14 protein-coding genes are annotated in these 16,541 nt (G+C 53.0%); 3 read left to right on the top strand and 11 right to left on the bottom strand.

The annotated features are described in order from the left end of the window. Positions 1-98: 98 nt before the first annotated feature. Positions 99-563, bottom strand: a complete 465-nt coding sequence (bcp, locus tag MHI45_RS22060) for a thioredoxin-dependent thiol peroxidase (protein WP_076112786.1) — start codon at positions 561-563, stop codon at positions 99-101. Positions 564-665: 102 nt separating this feature from the next. Here bcp and MHI45_RS22055 point away from each other — a divergent pair, with 102 nt between their 5' ends. Next, positions 666-1,718, top strand: coding sequence for an LCP family protein (locus tag MHI45_RS22055; RefSeq protein ID WP_076112787.1), 1,053 nt, complete (start codon positions 666-668; stop codon positions 1,716-1,718). 197 nt (positions 1,719-1,915) lie between these two features. After that, complete coding sequence (locus tag MHI45_RS22050) at positions 1,916-3,232, top strand: glutamate-1-semialdehyde 2,1-aminomutase (RefSeq protein WP_341119437.1); 1,317 nt, start codon at positions 1,916-1,918, stop codon at positions 3,230-3,232. Positions 3,233-3,372: 140 nt separating this feature from the next. Here the strand turns inward: MHI45_RS22050 and MHI45_RS22045 are convergent, their stop codons facing one another. From MHI45_RS22045 to MHI45_RS22005, 9 genes are all read right to left on the bottom strand, one after another. After that, a complete protein-coding gene (locus MHI45_RS22045; protein WP_038585598.1) occupies positions 3,373-3,993 on the bottom strand; it encodes a hypothetical protein in 621 nt (206 codons plus the stop codon). Positions 3,994-4,147: 154 nt separating this feature from the next. Next, the gene (gene def / locus MHI45_RS22040; RefSeq protein WP_038598485.1) at positions 4,148-4,711 is read right to left on the bottom strand and encodes a peptide deformylase; all 564 of its coding nucleotides are present in this window, start codon (positions 4,709-4,711) and stop codon (positions 4,148-4,150) included. Between the two features lie 151 nt (positions 4,712-4,862). Next, positions 4,863-6,149, bottom strand: coding sequence for a stalk domain-containing protein (locus MHI45_RS22035; RefSeq protein WP_038585596.1), 1,287 nt, complete (start codon positions 6,147-6,149; stop codon positions 4,863-4,865). Positions 6,150-6,255: 106 nt separating this feature from the next. After that, positions 6,256-6,546, bottom strand: coding sequence for a hypothetical protein (locus tag MHI45_RS22030; protein WP_341119436.1), 291 nt, complete (start codon positions 6,544-6,546; stop codon positions 6,256-6,258). Positions 6,547-6,568: 22 nt separating this feature from the next. Next, a complete protein-coding gene (locus MHI45_RS22025) occupies positions 6,569-7,447 on the bottom strand; it encodes an inositol monophosphatase family protein (RefSeq protein WP_340895002.1) in 879 nt (292 codons plus the stop codon). Between the two features lie 161 nt (positions 7,448-7,608). Continuing rightward, positions 7,609-8,616, bottom strand: a complete 1,008-nt coding sequence (uvsE, locus tag MHI45_RS22020; protein WP_341119435.1) for a UV DNA damage repair endonuclease UvsE — start codon at positions 8,614-8,616, stop codon at positions 7,609-7,611. Then, the gene (locus MHI45_RS22015) at positions 8,613-8,930 is read right to left on the bottom strand and encodes a hypothetical protein (RefSeq protein ID WP_038585586.1); all 318 of its coding nucleotides are present in this window, start codon (positions 8,928-8,930) and stop codon (positions 8,613-8,615) included. Before MHI45_RS22015 ends, uvsE begins: the two co-directional genes overlap by 4 nt. Before the next feature lie 49 nt (positions 8,931-8,979). Further along, positions 8,980-10,071: a D-alanine--D-alanine ligase gene (locus MHI45_RS22010; RefSeq protein ID WP_341119434.1), complete on the bottom strand. Its 1,092-nt coding sequence runs from the start codon at positions 10,069-10,071 to the stop codon at positions 8,980-8,982. A gap of 19 nt (positions 10,072-10,090) precedes the next feature. Next, the gene (locus MHI45_RS22005) at positions 10,091-11,119 is read right to left on the bottom strand and encodes an amidase domain-containing protein (protein ID WP_038585582.1); all 1,029 of its coding nucleotides are present in this window, start codon (positions 11,117-11,119) and stop codon (positions 10,091-10,093) included. A gap of 266 nt (positions 11,120-11,385) precedes the next feature. Here MHI45_RS22005 and acnA point away from each other — a divergent pair, with 266 nt between their 5' ends. Next, on the top strand, positions 11,386-14,130 hold the full coding sequence (acnA, locus tag MHI45_RS22000) for an aconitate hydratase AcnA (RefSeq protein WP_341119433.1): 2,745 nt from the start codon (positions 11,386-11,388) through the stop codon (positions 14,128-14,130). A gap of 176 nt (positions 14,131-14,306) precedes the next feature. Here acnA and MHI45_RS21995 read toward each other — a convergent pair whose 3' ends face one another. Continuing rightward, entirely contained in the window at positions 14,307-16,538 is a 2,232-nt protein-coding gene (locus MHI45_RS21995; RefSeq protein ID WP_341119432.1) for a response regulator transcription factor, read from the bottom strand. Positions 16,539-16,541 lie beyond the last annotated feature (3 nt).

The raw sequence follows: 16,541 nt of genomic DNA, 5'->3' as shown, positions 1-16,541 counted from the left end.
AAATTTGAAGTAATATGAGGCAACTATATCATGAGAGCGCATTAGGAAGGCTGTTAAAAATGTAACAGACATTTACAATTCACTACTAGCATACTTAATTATTTCGTGATTTCACTCAATGCTGTCTCCACATGACCCTTAACGCGAATTTTTCTCCACGCTGCCGCAAGCTTGCCTTGCTCATCTATAAGAAAGGTGGAGCGCACGATGCCCATAAACTCCTTGCCGTACAGCTTTTTCAGCTGCCACACCCCGAACATCTCGCTTACACTATGCTCCTCGTCGGACAAGAGCGGAAAAGGCAGGCCGTTCTTCAGGGCAAACTTGGCATGCGAGGCCAGATTGTCGGCACTGATTCCGAGTACCACGGCACCCTGCGCGGCAATCCGGTCGTGGGCGTCACGGAAATCGCAAGCCTCCTGTGTGCAGGCGGGGGTCATATTCTTCGGGTAAAAATATAGCAGCACCTTGCGGCCGCGATACTGGCTTAAGCTGATGTTCCGGCCCGTGGATGCGGGAAGGCTGAAGTCCGGGACTTCATCACCGATTTCAATTCCATTCATTTATAGTTCACTCCTAAAGTTTTTGGGGGAATATTCCGAAATTGCTTGTATTCCTAAAAGAAATTATAATGTAGAGAATGCAAATGCGAAAGGAAGAACGAAATGCCTCCAAGAAAGAAACGGCACGTAAAAGCCGGCAAAACGAAGAAGAAACCGCTGCTCTGGACTCTGGCAATTATACTTCTCGTGGTGATCGGCGGAATTGTCTACTATTTCTCCTCCGTCTACAACCAGCTCGACAACATGCACAAGACCGGTGATAAATCGCCGTTCGCGTCCGTGCCCTCCCCTTCGGCGGATGTTATTGAGCCTCCTAAATGGGAAGGCACGGAGCCTGTAAATATCCTGCTTATGGGCGTGGATGCCCGTGGTGTGAAGAAAGGGGAAGTCCCGCGCTCGGATACGATGCTGGTTGCCTCCCTTGATCCGGTGCGAAAGAAGTTCTATGTCTTCTCCATTCTCCGGGATACCTATGTATCTATACCAGAACATGGCAAAGACCGTATTAATACGGCAATTACACACGGACCCAATACGGCGATGCAGACAGTAAGCGACTTGCTGGGCATCCCGATTCAATATTATGTCTATACCGATTTCCAGGGCTTCATCAAGTTGGTGGATGCCGTCGGCGGGGTGGATTACGAGGTTGAAAAAGATATGGTCTACAAGACAAAAGCTGACGGGCCGGAATTCGACATTGATCTGAAGAAAGGCTTTCAGCATCTTGACGGCAACATGGCGCTGCAATATGTGCGTTTCCGTCATGATAAGACATCCGACTTCACCCGGACGGAACGGCAGCGGGGTTTCCTCAAAGCTGTAGCGGACAAGGTGATCAGCACCACTTCCATTCTTAAACTGCCTAACATATTATCTGAGGTGATCCCATACATCGATACCAACATGGATATGGGCGATATGTGGAAGCTTGCCACCGTCGGCTATGACGGCTCGATGGGCGGCAGCCAGCAAATACCGCCGATGAACTTGCTGACAGAAGATACAACAAGCGGAGGCTCCTCCGTTATCGGCATCAGCAGTGAAGATAAACTGAAGCAATTCGTGCAGGATACCATAACTGCTCCTGAGCCGACACCGTCGACTGAGGCTTCCCCGGACAGCAGTCCGTCCGCTAGCGCAGAGAACAATTAAACAAGTGGAAGCGGCTTTGCCGTCCTTTTTAAGGACGGTACCGTTTCAGCGAGAAATAGAAGGATAAGTTATCGTGTGAAACATATAAATTCTTATATTTTCAACAACCCATGCTTGGCCTCAGGACGGGCGAACAGCGGCATCCGCCGCCAGTTCGCCCGTTCCCTTGCCCAAGACATATGAAAGGATGATTATTCATGAACCGTACCACATCAGAACAGTTGTATCAGGAAGCCCTTCAGCATATCGTCGGAGGCGTCAACAGCCCCTCCCGGTCCTTCAAGGCCGTTGGCGGCGGAGCGCCGGTATTTATGAAACGCGCGGGAGGCTCACGCTTCTGGGACGAGGACGGCAACGAGTACATCGATTACCTCGCAGCCTACGGGCCGATTATTACCGGCCATGCCCATCCGCATATCACAGCGGCGATTACGGAAGCCGCACAGAATGGCATCCTGTATGGCACACCCACCCAGCTTGAAATCAAGCTGGCCAAAATGCTCAAGGAAGCAATCCCTTCTATGGATAAAGTGCGGTTCGTCAACTCCGGCACGGAAGCCGTTATGACCACAATCCGGGTGGCACGCGCTTATACCAAGCGCAGTAAGATCGTGAAATTCGCCGGCTGCTACCATGGCCACTCCGACCTTGTGCTGGTCGCTGCCGGCTCCGGCCCTTCCACACTGGGCATTCCTGACAGCGCCGGAGTTCCCGGCAGCATCGCCCAGGAAGTCATCACCGTTCCGTTCAACGATCTTGGCGGACTGCGCGAGGCGCTGGAGAAATGGGGCGGCGATGTAGCCGCTGTTATGGTGGAACCGATCGTCGGCAATTTCGGTATGGTTATGCCGGAGCCCGGTTTCCTGGAGGGGCTGTGCAAGCTGGCCCATGATAACGGATCGCTTGTCATTTATGACGAGGTCATCACCGCTTTCCGTTTCCATTACGGTTCTACACAAACTTATGCAGGCCTTGATAATCACGAAGATATTACACCTGATCTGACCGCGCTCGGCAAAATCATCGGCGGCGGTCTTCCGATCGGCGCTTACGGCGGCCGCAAGCATGTGATGGAGCAGGTTGCGCCGCTCGGTCCCGCTTACCAGGCCGGAACTATGGCCGGCAACCCTGCCTCCATCTCGGCAGGTATCGCCTGTCTTGAGGTGCTGCAGGGTGAAGGAGTATATGAGGAAATGGAACGGCTCGCCATCCGGCTGACAGAGGGACTGCAGCAATCGGCAGACCGTCACGGCATTCCGTTAACGATCAACCGGATCCGCGGGGCGTTCTCCACCCATTTCTGCGCTCACCCGATCACCAACTACGAGGAAGCTCAAGATACGGACGGCGAAATGTTCGCCAGCTTCTTCCGCCATATGCTGAACCGCGGGATCAACCTTGCCCCGTCCAAATATGAGGCCTGGTTCTTGACCACAGCGCATACGGATGCCGATATTGACGCAACACTGGAAGCTGCGGAAGCTTCCTTCCAGGCAATGGCGGCAGAGAAATAATCATAAACAACTGCCCGGCTGCAGCACTGATTACTTAAGCTTACTAGACCTGCTTCCATTAACAAATTCAAACCCACTGCGGCTTACCGCAGTGGGTTATTTGCATAGCCGTATTCAAGTGTGGGAATCAAACCAGCCGATCAATAGAAATCAATCTGCTTGTCCAGCTTGACCTCTTCGAAGACGGGACGCTGGAATCTGCTGCTTCCGGGCACCAGAGAAAACTGTGTGGTGCTGAGATCCTCCGGAAGAGGCGGAGAGATCATGAACTGCATGTGAACATGCGCTCCGCCGCCGTTTGCACCGTGATTTTCTACTTCATAGCTTGTCTCACTTAGAACAGCAAGCTTAAGCATGGGATTAATATGGACACGCTCCACCGTTTCTTTCAAGCACTTGATTTCCAGGGTGACGATGCTTAGCTTCTCATACTGCATGGAGTGGGTCAGCATATATTCAAAATCGCCATCCAGCGTAGTCTTCATTATTGCCAGCACCCCAAGCAGCGGCCCGGGCTCATCCCAGAAATGCCGTCTGGGCCGGGCTTCGTTCAGATTGCTTAGAATCAGCGATATTTCCGAAACCTCAAGACCAGACTCCGCCGCCAGTTGCTTCAAGGTTTCCTCTTCCGGAAATAGCGCCCTCCCTCCGGAGAGCGCCTTGCGCTGCTGCACCAGTCTTAAGATCTGTTCATCAATTACTCTGGCCTCATCATTGTAATCATTCGGTATTCCCCGTAGTGGCATCCTGCTCCAGCCCATTTCTTTTCCCTCCCAGGTTCAGTGTAATCTGTTTCCATCCTAGCTATGATTGTGATATTATATCACTTTTTTCCCATTTATAAGAAATCTAGATAGACAGCACAAAAAGCTGTCATCCCTAAAGACAACAGCTTTCTGCCATCGGCAGCTCTCTTCAGTTTGCTTTCTGATCATATAGGCTGCGGATTTCTACATCCTGCGGAAGTTTGAACGGATTCTCCTGGTTGATCCGGTCATAGAACATAATCCCGTCCAGGTGGTCCATTTCATGCTGAATCACTATGGCCTGGTAACCCTTGAACTTCAGGACGATTTCCTTGCCGTTCAGATCATAGCCTTTTACCTTTACCGTCTCATATCTCGGAACAAAACCATGAACCGGCCGGTCCACAGACAGGCAGCCCTCGCTCTCCGGCAAATACACCATCGCCAGCGAATGGCTAATGATCTTGGGATTCACCCAGGTATGCTCCACAATCTTGCCCTTGTCATCCTTCAGGTACATCACGAACATCCGCTTCTGAAGGCCGATCTGATTCGCGGATAAGCCAATGCCGGAACGCAGCTTATGTTTGGCGGAAGCCTCCGGGTCCTGGCTGTTCTTCAGAAACTGCATCATGCATTGCAGCGCTTCACGGTCAGCATCCTGCAGCGGCAGCTGTACCGGCTCGGTTACACTGCGGAGAATAGGATGACCTTCCCGAATAATATCATCCATCGTGATCACATAATCTTCACTATATTTTGTACTAGACAACAACACTCATCCACCTTTGCCATGCGGGCTAAATTCATAATGATGATTTATAAATTGCTACTTGCACCTATAAGTATTTGCTCAAGGCGTTACACTATTATCTTATGCAGCTTTATGGATTTATGAAAGCAGTCTTCAACTGGCTGCTGTATTTCACGTCGAAACCGAGTCCCGTAGCAAGTGCGGCAAGCGGCAGGTAAGTTTTCTCCTCTTTGCCGACCTTTTGCAGAAACGCCGGTGTATCAATTGCTTGATCTTCCCCATTGACCTTAATATACTTAGAGCCAATGGTAATAACCACCGTCCGGTCACCGTAAACAATTGTTGCGCTGGCTGTCTTACTGTCCCACTTTCCACTGGCACCCACAGCATTCAGAACATCACGCAGTGCGAGAAAGTTCTGGCCGTTCTTAATGACTGGCTTATTTGGGGTATTAAGCTCTGTGCCTTTTACCACAATCGACATCGGTGCCGAACCCGGCGCTGTTGCAGCAACAGACGGTGTGCGGTATTCTCCCCACTGCAGTTCTGCAAACACCCGGGCGATTTTCTCATATCCCAGCTGTGTAGGATGAAAATCCAACGATATGATATGTGTCAGCGAGCCCTCAAGACCCACGAATTGTTTGGCAATATGGGCTACCCGCACCGGTGCCCCGGTCTGGTCGAAACTGGCCGCAATACTGTCCGCCATGGCTGTCAACCGCTCCGCTGCGCCCATCAGCTTGGGATAGGCCTCTTTTACCGCAAATTTGGGAGCCGGCTGATACTGATCGGCTATCAGAATGGTTGCTTGCGGGTTCACGACACGGATGTTCTCAAGCGCTGTCTTCACATTCGTATTGTAGGCGCTCAAACGCTGCTCCAGCTGAGCCTGGAAATCTTCATCCGTCAGTTGCTTGTACTGAAGGAATAGGCTGCTGACATCATTTCCGCCGATCGTGACTGTAATTAGATCCGCCTGAGCAAGCTCGGTCCGAATCTGCGGAGTCAGTGCCGCAAACTGCTCTATCCGCGGATCGGGCAGCCCTGCCTGAATACCCTCAGCTGTAATCACAGCCCCGTCTTTAATCGCACCGGTATAATTAAGCAGCCCTGTTGAGGTCAGCCCCAGAATACCGTAATTGCCGAGTGTGCTTCTTCCATGATAATACCCCTGTTCCAGCAGTCTTTCTGCGTAACCGTAGGGTTTCACGTTTACATCGGTCATCCCCGGCTCATATCCGGCAGTTATCGAATCTCCCAGTGCTACAATGCGAAAGATATCCTGCTCCGATCCCTGGGTTGCTGCAGCAGCCTCCTCGGCCTTGGCGTATCCTGCACCTGCGCTAACCAGTATGGCGAGCAGCAGCAGACCGCTTGTTCCGGCAGCCGCTATTTTCCTCCATGTATTCAGCATCGTTCCCCTCCTAAAAGTAATATAATTCCATTCTAACATTCTGCCGCTCTGCGCAGAAGAGCGGTTTCCCGTATCGGGAAACCGCTCCTGCTGTTGGCCCGGTGACTTATTCCTGTCCGCTGCCGGACCCGGTGCTGTTCTTTGTACCCTCGGCGTTGCGGGGAGCGTGGCTCTTTCCTGCACGCTCCAGAAATCTGTCATAACGGTCATCCAGTTCATAAGCTATTTTACGGTAGCGCAAGGTTTCTTCTACAATAGGATCGAGTGTAGTCTGGATCCGGATTTCATACTTGGGCGAGATTTGACGGATTTCTTTGTCCTTGTTGTCGCCCTGCTCCATGTCCCCGTCTTCCAAAAGCTCACTGAGCTTGCGCTCCAGATCATCATTACGGCTCATGGTTCCAGTTGCCTCCTTAAAGCTAAAATCCCGTTGCTTTGGCTTCCTTCAGGGATGAAACCAGATAATCATGAATTTTACCGTTGCTCGCCACAACATGGCGAGTGCCGATGTCATAAGGATTACCCAAGGTATCGGTAACCTTGCCGCCGGATTCCCTCACGAGCAGCACGCCCGCTGCGCAATCCCAAGGACTCAGGCCGACCTCCCAGTAACCATCCACCCGGCCAACCGCCACGTAGGCCAGATGCAGCGCAGCTGAACCTCCGGCACGGATGCCGCGGACCTGAGGCAGAATCTGCTGCAGTCCCGCCATATTCGCCGGCTGCGCAAAGGTGCGGTCCGGCGGAAAGCCCATCGCAATAAGACTGTCCCCAGGTACCGTCTCGGCAGAAACCGAGGTAGGAACGCCGTGCATGTAAGCTCCTTTACCCTTCTCGGCGACGAACATCTCGTCACGGATAGGGTCGTAAATAACGCCTACAGTAAGTTCTCCCTTAACGGCGAGAGCTATGGAAACACAGTAGAACGGAAATCCGTGCACAAAATTGGTGGTGCCGTCAATCGGATCGACAATCCACAGGTATTCGTGTTGGCGTCCTTCTTCCAGAGCGGCAGCAACCGAATCTGTTCCCGGCTGAACACCCTCTTCTCCAAGGATAGCATGGTCAGGATAATGGGTCAGGATCAGCCGGCGGATCATCTGCTCCACGCCTTTATCAACTTCCGTTACCAGGTCCTGGGCCGATGTCTTGCTGCCCAGCTCCTTCACTTGACCTTGTCTGCTCTTGATCCATTCCCCCGCTTTGGCTGCCGCGTTAATCGCTGCCGCCGTGTGCCCTTTGCTTGTAACTACATAGGGCTCCCGTTCCTTCCGGTTCTCAGGATTTAAAGGATTCATATCTTCACTCCACTTTCTTGTACTTAATCGCTCTCCCATGAAACATTGCTGCTACACACAGGCTCACTGCTGCTTAAGTTTCATTCAACGTACCTTATTTCAGTCTACTTATCAAGTCAAACCTGCCAGGCTTCCTGCCAAATCTTCTGGCATGGTGCAGGTTACGGCTCAATATTAATACTGGCCCCGTCCAATATCGTAATTCCGTTGCCGGCTTCCGCCAGCTCCTTCATTGCCTCCATCAGACCAAACAGGGCACCATCTTTCGATTTCGCTTCAATCATGGCATCCACAGCAGGGGTATCGGCTGCAATCCGCTTTAGAAAAGCCAGCAGCGGCGCCGGTTCCACACCATCGGCATGGCTGCGGGGATCAGAAGGACTGCGCGGACTGGAGACATGGATCTTAGGCGGCAGCAGTTCGCCTGGAAGCACATCCTTCAGTGCCAGCGGACTCTTCCAGGTCTTCTGAATCTCCGGCCACAGCTCCCATGGAAGCTCGCCTTCATTATTCACCCACTGGTGATGAATATCGAGCACCATCGGCAGCCCGAGACTGCGGGCAACCTCCAGCGTCTCCTGCGCGTTAAATGTCTTATCGTCGTTCTCGAGCGTAACCCGCTCCTGTAGTTCAGGAGCAAGCCCTGCAAAATGCTCCCGGAACCGCGCTGCCGCCACAGGCTTGTCCCCATAGGCCCCGCCGATATGAATGTTGCTCTTGGCCGTTGCCGGCAGCCCCATTGCAACGAGCATATCCGTATGATGCTGCAAATCACGGATGGAACTCGCCAGCACCTCGGGACGGGGCGTGCTTAGCACCGTAAAGTGATCAGGATGAAAGGACACCCTCATCCCGTGCTTCTTCACATAGCTGCCCACTTCGGCAAACTCTTCAGCCAGTACGGCCAAAGGGTTCCAGTCCCGCAGATCAGGATGCGTTGCCAGCGGAATCAGCTTGGAAGTCATGCGGTACACCATAATATCTGAGCCGGCATTATGCTTCAGCAGGCGCAGCGTATTATGCAGGTTCGTCTTCGCAAGGGTCTCCAGACGCCGCAGCCCGGCTTCACGGTCGTTCAGCTTCGCAAAGCTTGCCATCGTCATTGTCTTGGATGGTGAACAGTCTGGGATGACGGTGGACATGGCTACATATCCAAAGCGGACAATCATCCTTCTTCCCCGAAGAACATCTCATAGGCAAGCGCCGTCTGCACCCGCGACTCTTCTTCGTTCAGCTTGCGTACCAGCTCCATCTCGACCGCTGTAACCTCATTGCCCTGGAAGTTGATCTCCGCGATCGAAGCGGAGATCTTGACGATCGCCACAGCCACATTCTCCGGTGTATAGGCAATAACCTTCTGGCCGGTCGGATACACGCGAAAACCCTGCTTCACCATCTTGGTGCGGCCGTACTCCAGCAATTCATACAGCTCCTGCTCATTCTTGAACTTGCAGACCGAATTGAATTCCGATTGAAAACCCATGCTGTTGTCTCTCCTTTCCGGCCGGAAGGATCCCGCCGCTCACCTGATTTTATTCATTGTCGTATTTAAGGCCTTGTTTATACTTGTAACGTTCCAGCGCCAGCTCGATCATGCGGTCCAGCAGAGCAGGATACGATACACCTGTCTCGCGCCACAGCAGCGGGTACATACTGAACGGCGTAAAGCCCGGCATTGTATTCACTTCATTAATCAGAATTTGGCCGTCGGATTTCCGTACGAAGAAGTCGGCACGGGTAATCCCGCTGCCTTCGATCGCCCGGAAGGCAGCAATCGCCGATTCACGCAGGCGGTCCGCCACCTCAGGGTCGACAGGAGCCGGAATCAGCATCTGCGATTTGCCGTCGATATATTTTGCCGCATAGTCATAATATTCTCCGGAAGAGACGATTTCACCCGGAACGGAAGCCTCGGGTTCCTCATTGCCAAGTACAGCAACCTCCACCTCGCGGGCATCAACAAATTCTTCAATGATGACCTTGGTATCATAGCGGAAAGCAAAATCGACAGCCTTGATTAGACTTTCCTTATCTACGGCTTTGGAAATGCCCACACTGGAGCCCAGATTGGCCGGCTTGACGAACACAGGGTAACCCAGCTTATCCTCTACCCCCATAATCAGCTCATGGCTTTTGTGCTTCCACACGGCAGCGTTGAAATAACAGTACTCGCATTGCGCAAGTCCCGCTTCACCGAACAGCTTCTTCATCACGACCTTATCCATACCTGCGGATGAAGCCAGCACGCCTGCGCCGATATAAGGAATATTCGCCATTTCAAACAGGCCCTGAATCGTACCGTCTTCCCCATTGGTGCCGTGCAGCAGCGGGAACATCACATCAATGCTCTTCTCCCCGCCCGCTAGTCCGCTGAATACCGCATTCAATGCTGTGCCCATATCTCCGGCTACCCCGGCAAGCTTCAACTGCTCAATTCCGCTGTAAGCGGCGGTGAGTGTTTCGCCAACCTTCCACAGCCCCTGTTTGGAAATATAGAAAGGAATAATCTCATATTTATCGTAGTCAAAAGCGTTCATAACCGCGAATGCCGTCTGCAGCGATACCTCATGCTCTCCGGATTTGCCGCCGTACACCAGTCCTACGGTTAATTTTGTGTTCCCCATGCCCTAACCTCTTTCTGAATTATAAGTAGTCATTGATATGAAAAAAACGGTAGGCCGTTCTGTCGGTCCATGCATAGGAATCACGGTAATCCCAAAAGCGGTGACGGCTGCTGACCGTTCTTGCATTCACCAGCGGCATTCCGCCCGCGTCAAAAGCGGTGACGATCGTGCTGTGCTGGTAATGGCCGTTGCCGTCCCAGTCGTACAGGATGACATCGCCAAGCATCAGCTGATCCGGCCGCTCCACGGCCTCAGCGCGAAGTCCGCTGCTCCGCTCCCCGCTCAAATAGCGCTGCAGGCTGTCCGACACAGCCCAGCTGAAGCTCCACCATTCCTGCGCTCCATTGTAGCCTTTGTACCACCAGCCGGTTTCTCTTTTACCAGTATAGTTGATAGGTGCGCCCCCTGCAAAGAGACATTGAGACACATAATTTGTGCAGTCCACATCAAAAACCTCAAACTCCGGATTGCCGTCCTTCCACCAGCGGTCAGCATAGGCTGCCGCTTCTTCCCGGCGGTAACGGACCTCCTTCGATCCGGCAATCCCGCGGAGCACATTCCGGTTAAGCAGCGGCTGCGACGGCTGCGGGGCAGGCAGTACCTCGCCCCATTTGGACAACCGCAGTGCGGGATCCGCATCCAGTGCTCTGCGCTGCGTATTTCTTTCCTGCACACTGCGCTCCACAGTGGCTATCTCCCAGGCGCTGCCCTCCCGCACAAAAGTCAGACGTTCCGTCTCGATCGTATCCTCACGGTGCGTCATTCCGCCCTTCTCATAATACAGTGCACTGTGCAGCGCTACATCGGCTACGACCTCACCCGGATTCTGGCGGACGGTGCGCAGCGTCCTGACACCGGTCTCCGCACGCAGAGGAGTAATCCCCCGGCGGTTATACCACTGGGCAAGCCGCCGGGAGCGCTCCCCCTGGGCCACTAGATAACGCGGGTCCATGACGGCAGTACGGCGCGGTTCGGCCCCCGGTGCCACCCGTGCCTTGTTTAACTGATCCACATAAACATACAAGCTTTTCTTCCACTCTAATTCCATCCCGTTTCCCGCCCCTTCATCCCTGTTTGGCTGCTGTCCTATGTATATGAAGGAATACCTGCGGCTATACAGATGGAATCAGTGAATGACAAGCAGGCCAAGCTAATTTCCAAGCTTTAGGCAAAGCGCAAGATAGCCTGCCGGACAGGGCAAATCTGGGTGAAAAAGCAGGAAAAAAAACTTTACTCCCCCCTTTGTAACCGTTATACTTAACATACAAACAATATGAAATGATGTTTCACCAGATGAAACGAGGAGGCGCATATATGCCAAGCAAGGACCATTTTTCCCTGGCTAAGAACCTGGAGTCAGGCGGCAAAACCTACCGCTACTATCATCTTAATTCCCTTGAAGAACAAGGCGCAGGCAGCATTTCATCCCTGCCATTTTCCATCAAAGTACTGCTTGAGGCGGCTGTCCGCCAGTATGACGGACGGGCGATCACGGAAGAGCATGTAAAACAGCTGGCCGGCTGGTCAGGTGGCATAGACCGCAATAAAGAGATTCCTTTTATTCCTGCGCGGATCGTCCTGCAGGATTTCACCGGTGTGCCCGTGGTTGTCGATCTCGCTGCAATGCGCGATACCGTCAAGAAAGCGGGAGGCGATCCCAAGAAGATCAATCCGCTCGTTCCGGTTGACCTTGTCATTGACCACTCTGTCATGGTCGATGCCTTTGGCACCGCCGATGCGCTCGAATACAACATGAATGTAGAATTTGAACGCAATGAAGAACGCTACCGCTTCCTGCGCTGGGCGCAGACCGCTTTCAACAACTTCCGCGCTGTTCCGCCGGCAACAGGAATTGTGCATCAGGTCAACCTGGAGTATTTGGCGTCCGTGGCCACTACCAAGTCCGTTGACGGTGAAACTGTAGTCTATCCTGATTCCCTGGTCGGCACAGATTCCCATACCACTATGATCAACGGCCTCGGAGTCGTCGGCTGGGGTGTAGGCGGTATTGAAGCCGAAGCAGGCATGCTTGGGCAGCCGCTGTATTTTGTTACACCGGATGTAGTTGGCTTTAAGCTTACAGGCAGCCTGATGGAAGGTGCTACGGCAACCGACCTGGCCTTGACAGTAACGCAAATGCTGCGCAAGAAAGGCGTTGTCGGCAAATTCGTAGAGTTCTACGGACCGGGCCTTGCCAACATCAGCCTTGCTGACCGTGCGACCGTAGCCAACATGGCTCCCGAATACGGAGCGACCATCGGGTTCTTCCCGGTTGATGAAGAAACGCTGGCCTACCTGCGCAGCACCGGACGTCCGGATGAACTGGTCGAGCTGGTCGGTGACTATTACAAAGCTCAAGGCATGTTCCGCACCGCGGATACACCGGACCCGCAGTTCAGCGACGTCATCGAGCTTGATCTTGCCTCTGTTGTTACGAGCCTTGCCGGACCGAAACGTCCGCAGGACCGTGTCGAGCTGACACATATGAAAGAGAACTTCGAGGGCATCATCCGTACCCCTGTTGACAAGGGAGGCTACGGCCTCAGTGATGAGAAGATTGCCGAAGTCGTGGAAGTACAGCACAAGAATGGCAGCACCAGCAAGCTCAGCGCCGGTGCCGTCGTAATCGCAGCGATCACCAGCTGTACGAACACCTCCAACCCGAGCGTTATGCTTGGAGCCGGGCTGCTGGCCAAAAAAGCCGTGGAACGCGGTCTGACTAAGCCAGGCTATGTGAAGAGCAGTCTCACTCCGGGATCGCTTGTGGTTACGGAATACCTGGAAAAAGCCGATCTTCTGAAGCCGCTTGAGGCTCTGGGCTTCTATCTGGCCGGCTACGGCTGCGCTACCTGTATCGGCAACTCCGGCCCGCTGCCGGATGAAGTCAGCCAGGCCATTTCAGAACATGATATGACAGTAGCTGCAGTAATATCCGGCAACCGGAACTTCGAAGGCCGTGTGCATGCCCAGGTTAAAGCAAACTACCTGGCCTCCCCGCCGCTCGTTGTAGCCTATGCCCTGGCCGGCACTGTGAACATTGATCTGAAGACTGAGCCGCTGGGTTATGATCCGCAGGGTGAGCCTGTATTCCTTGCAGACATCTGGCCGACTTCTGCAGAGATTCGTGAAGCAATCAGCCTCTCCCTGAGTCCCGAGATGTTCCGGCGTAAATACGAGAATGTATTTACTGCCAACGAACGTTGGAATTCGATTCCTGTGCCGGAAGGCGAGCTGTATGAATGGGATGACAACTCCACATACATCCAGAACCCGCCGTTCTTTGAGCATCTGGCGGATGGTGTCGGAGATATCAAGGACATCAGCAACGCGCGGGTATTAGCACTGCTTGCCGACTCCGTCACTACCGACCATATTTCGCCGGCGGGCAATATCTCCACCTCCGGTCCTGCCGGAGAATATCTGCGCAGCCATGGCGTGGAACGCGCCGACTTCAACTCCTACGGCTCACGCCGCGGGAACCATGAGGTGATGATGCGCGGCACGTTCGCCAACATCCGGATCCGCAACGCGGTTGCACCGGGTACGGAAGGCGGGGTAACCACCTTCCTGCCGAGCGAAGAAGTGATGTCGATCTATGATGCGTCCATGCTGTACCAGTCGGCTGGACAGAACCTGATCGTTATCGCGGGCAAGGAATACGGCACAGGCAGCTCACGCGACTGGGCCGCCAAAGGTACGCTGCTGCTTGGGGTCAAGGCGGTCATCGCCGAGAGCTTCGAGCGGATTCACCGCAGCAATCTGGTCGGCATGGGCGTTCTGCCGCTGCAATTCCAGGAAGGCCACGGCTGGAGCAGCATGGGACTGACCGGACGCGAGACCTTCAATATCACCGGACTCGACAACTACGTGCTGCCAGGCCAGGAACTGACCGTCACCGCTACCCGCGAGGACGGCACACAGTTTGAATTCCCGGTCATTGCCCGGTTAGACAGTACCGTTGACATCGACTACTACCGCAATGGCGGCATTCTGCAGACGGTACTCCGCCAGATGCTGGCTGATGCTGCCGCTTCGGAAACTGCGCTGCCTGTAGAATAACTACAGATGGTCAGGATGGATGAACCCACTGTGCTTGTGTTCCATCCATCCTGACGGTGCTGAACAGACTAAATAGCCCCCGACAATCCCGTAAGGGAGATTGTCGGGGGCTATTTAGCTTACCCTGTGGTGAAGCTTCATCCAATCCAAGCGGTATCTGCAGCTTCGGATCGGGCCTAAATCTCGATGCGTTCGGCATCGAGGATTACCTTATAGATAAGTGCAATAATTTGCGAGCGGTCGGTTACGTTCATCTTGTTAAAGATGCGGCTCAGGTGGTTTTTGACGGTATGCTCGCTGATAAACAGCGTGTTGGCAATTTCCTTATTCGTTTTCCCGTGGACAATTAGCTCAAGTACTTCTTCTTCCCGGGGTGAGACCCCCCATTCTTCCTTGAGTGTAGTCAATGCCGGGCTATCCAGCAGCCTCGCTGCCGATACGATTCTCTTCTTAGGCCGCGAATCCTCCCGGCTCAGCAGAAACGACTGGAACGAGGAAATCCGTTCATCCTCAATCCAGGAAGCAATATTGTAGTCCTTGCTGTATCTGGATGGATCAATCCATTTGTGCGGAGGGCTGCCCAGATGTTTCTGATCTGCACCTCTTCCTGTATGCTGCAGTATCAGTGCAAGCACCTGGCCGGATAGAGGCAGGGGAGGCTTCTCCACAGTAAAGAATTGAGAGGCCAACTCGTCCACCTGCTGCAGCAGCGAGATTTCATCCGGGTAATATCCAAAATCCATTAACGCTTCAATATGGAAAGGAGACAGCAGAGCCGTCTTTCCCACCCTTTCAGCTTCCTCTTCAGTCAGGCCTATGTAACGGGCAAAATCTACCGCCATATCGGAAGCGTCCAGCGATAGACTGCTCAGTTCAGTGTTTGCATTCTGGAGGTAACGGCGCAGTTCGGTCATAAAGGCCTCAGCCTGCCCGATATACCTTTCTTCCTTCTCCAGAAGACGAATGGCAACAGTGGCCAGACAGGCTACCGATTCGATGAAGGTCTGCCATTGCTCCGCTTCACTTCGCCCCCTGAATCCGACAGACAACAGTCCTTTGAACTCGTTCCCGGATAGCAGCGGACATTCGAGCAGAACCGAACCTCCTGCCATCTCAAAGATGACAGCAGACGAGAGAAAGGATTGCTGGGAGTAGCGGGACTCCAGCCCTTTGACATACAATGCATCCTCATCTGAGGTCCAGCCTCTGGAAAAATACGTAATGTTTGAACTCTCGATTTCCTGAAAGTAAACCAACGTGGATGAGGGATAGAAAGGCATGGCCATGACAACATCCAGCAGTTGCATACCCAGATCTTTCCTCGACAACGCTTGCGGCAGCAGTCTAGCCGCTTCCTTAAGAAGGAACGCTCCTTCTTCAAGCAGTTTTCCCCTGTGCAGCAGCATTTCTCCCCAGTCGGATATTCCCAGCAAAGAGGCAACGATTTGCTCCTGCCGGTCGTAGCCCTGAACCTGTTCATTTCTTCCAAAGCTGATTGCCAGCAAAAGCGCCCTTTTGCCGTTGTTGATCAAAACCGGATAACAAGACAGGCATTCCGGCAGCGTCATTCCCCGCCGGGTGAAGTAAAGGGATCTTGGATCTTTGGCAATGTCTTTCCAATGTCTCGGATCTTTGCCAAGGACCGCTTGTCCAAAAAAACCGTCCCCTTGCGGAAATACAGCATTCAGCAAAAGATGTGCCTCTTTTCCCGCAGCATAATTCACCTTGAATTGCCCTTCATCGTTCTCCTTGGCAAAGGCATACAAATCGGCGGCTGAAAAAGTCCCTGCCAGTTGCTGGAGCACCTCTTCAATCTTCAGGAAATCCTCCTCCAGATGAGTCAGTAGCCGCGAAATCATCATAGTGTTTCTTTCCGTCACCGGCTTAAGGGCAGAGCCTCCTATTAATTTACACAGGATACTGCCAAGAACGGCTATCTTGTCCCTGATCTCGAATACACGTTCACTACTGCTCTCGGGTAAGGCAGCTAGCTCAGAACTTAGCTGATCATATTCCGGATGATTCTTCATCTTGGACTCGAAGGCTTGCAATACCAGTTCCTTCGCACCTTCCTCCATATAGAGGCCTGACCAGAGATAATAAATCTCTCCGTACTCCGGAACCAGCGGGGTAATGATATATTTCAATCCGGGAATCCACCGGTCCAAGACGGCAGGATGTGACAAGGCCCCCAAGCGGCGCAGTGTCTGCTCAAAGGGACGGTGTACGTGCTGCAAGGAGTCAATAATCTCCTTATAAAACCTTCCTGCAATGGTTGGACGGGTTATCAAGTTTCCTTCCTGATCCGTTAGCACAAGAGCCTGACTCGTAACAGCACCGAATGTGTCTTGAAGTTGTTGAATCTCTTCCATTAATGAATCGGGTACTGCAGCGCTCAATGGAATCACCCA

The organism is Paenibacillus sp. FSL H3-0321, from assembly GCF_038002865.1.
Classification (GTDB): domain Bacteria; phylum Bacillota; class Bacilli; order Paenibacillales; family Paenibacillaceae; genus Paenibacillus_AQ.
Note: the sequence above shows the minus strand (reverse complement) of the source record. Positions and strands in the feature narration are given on the sequence as shown.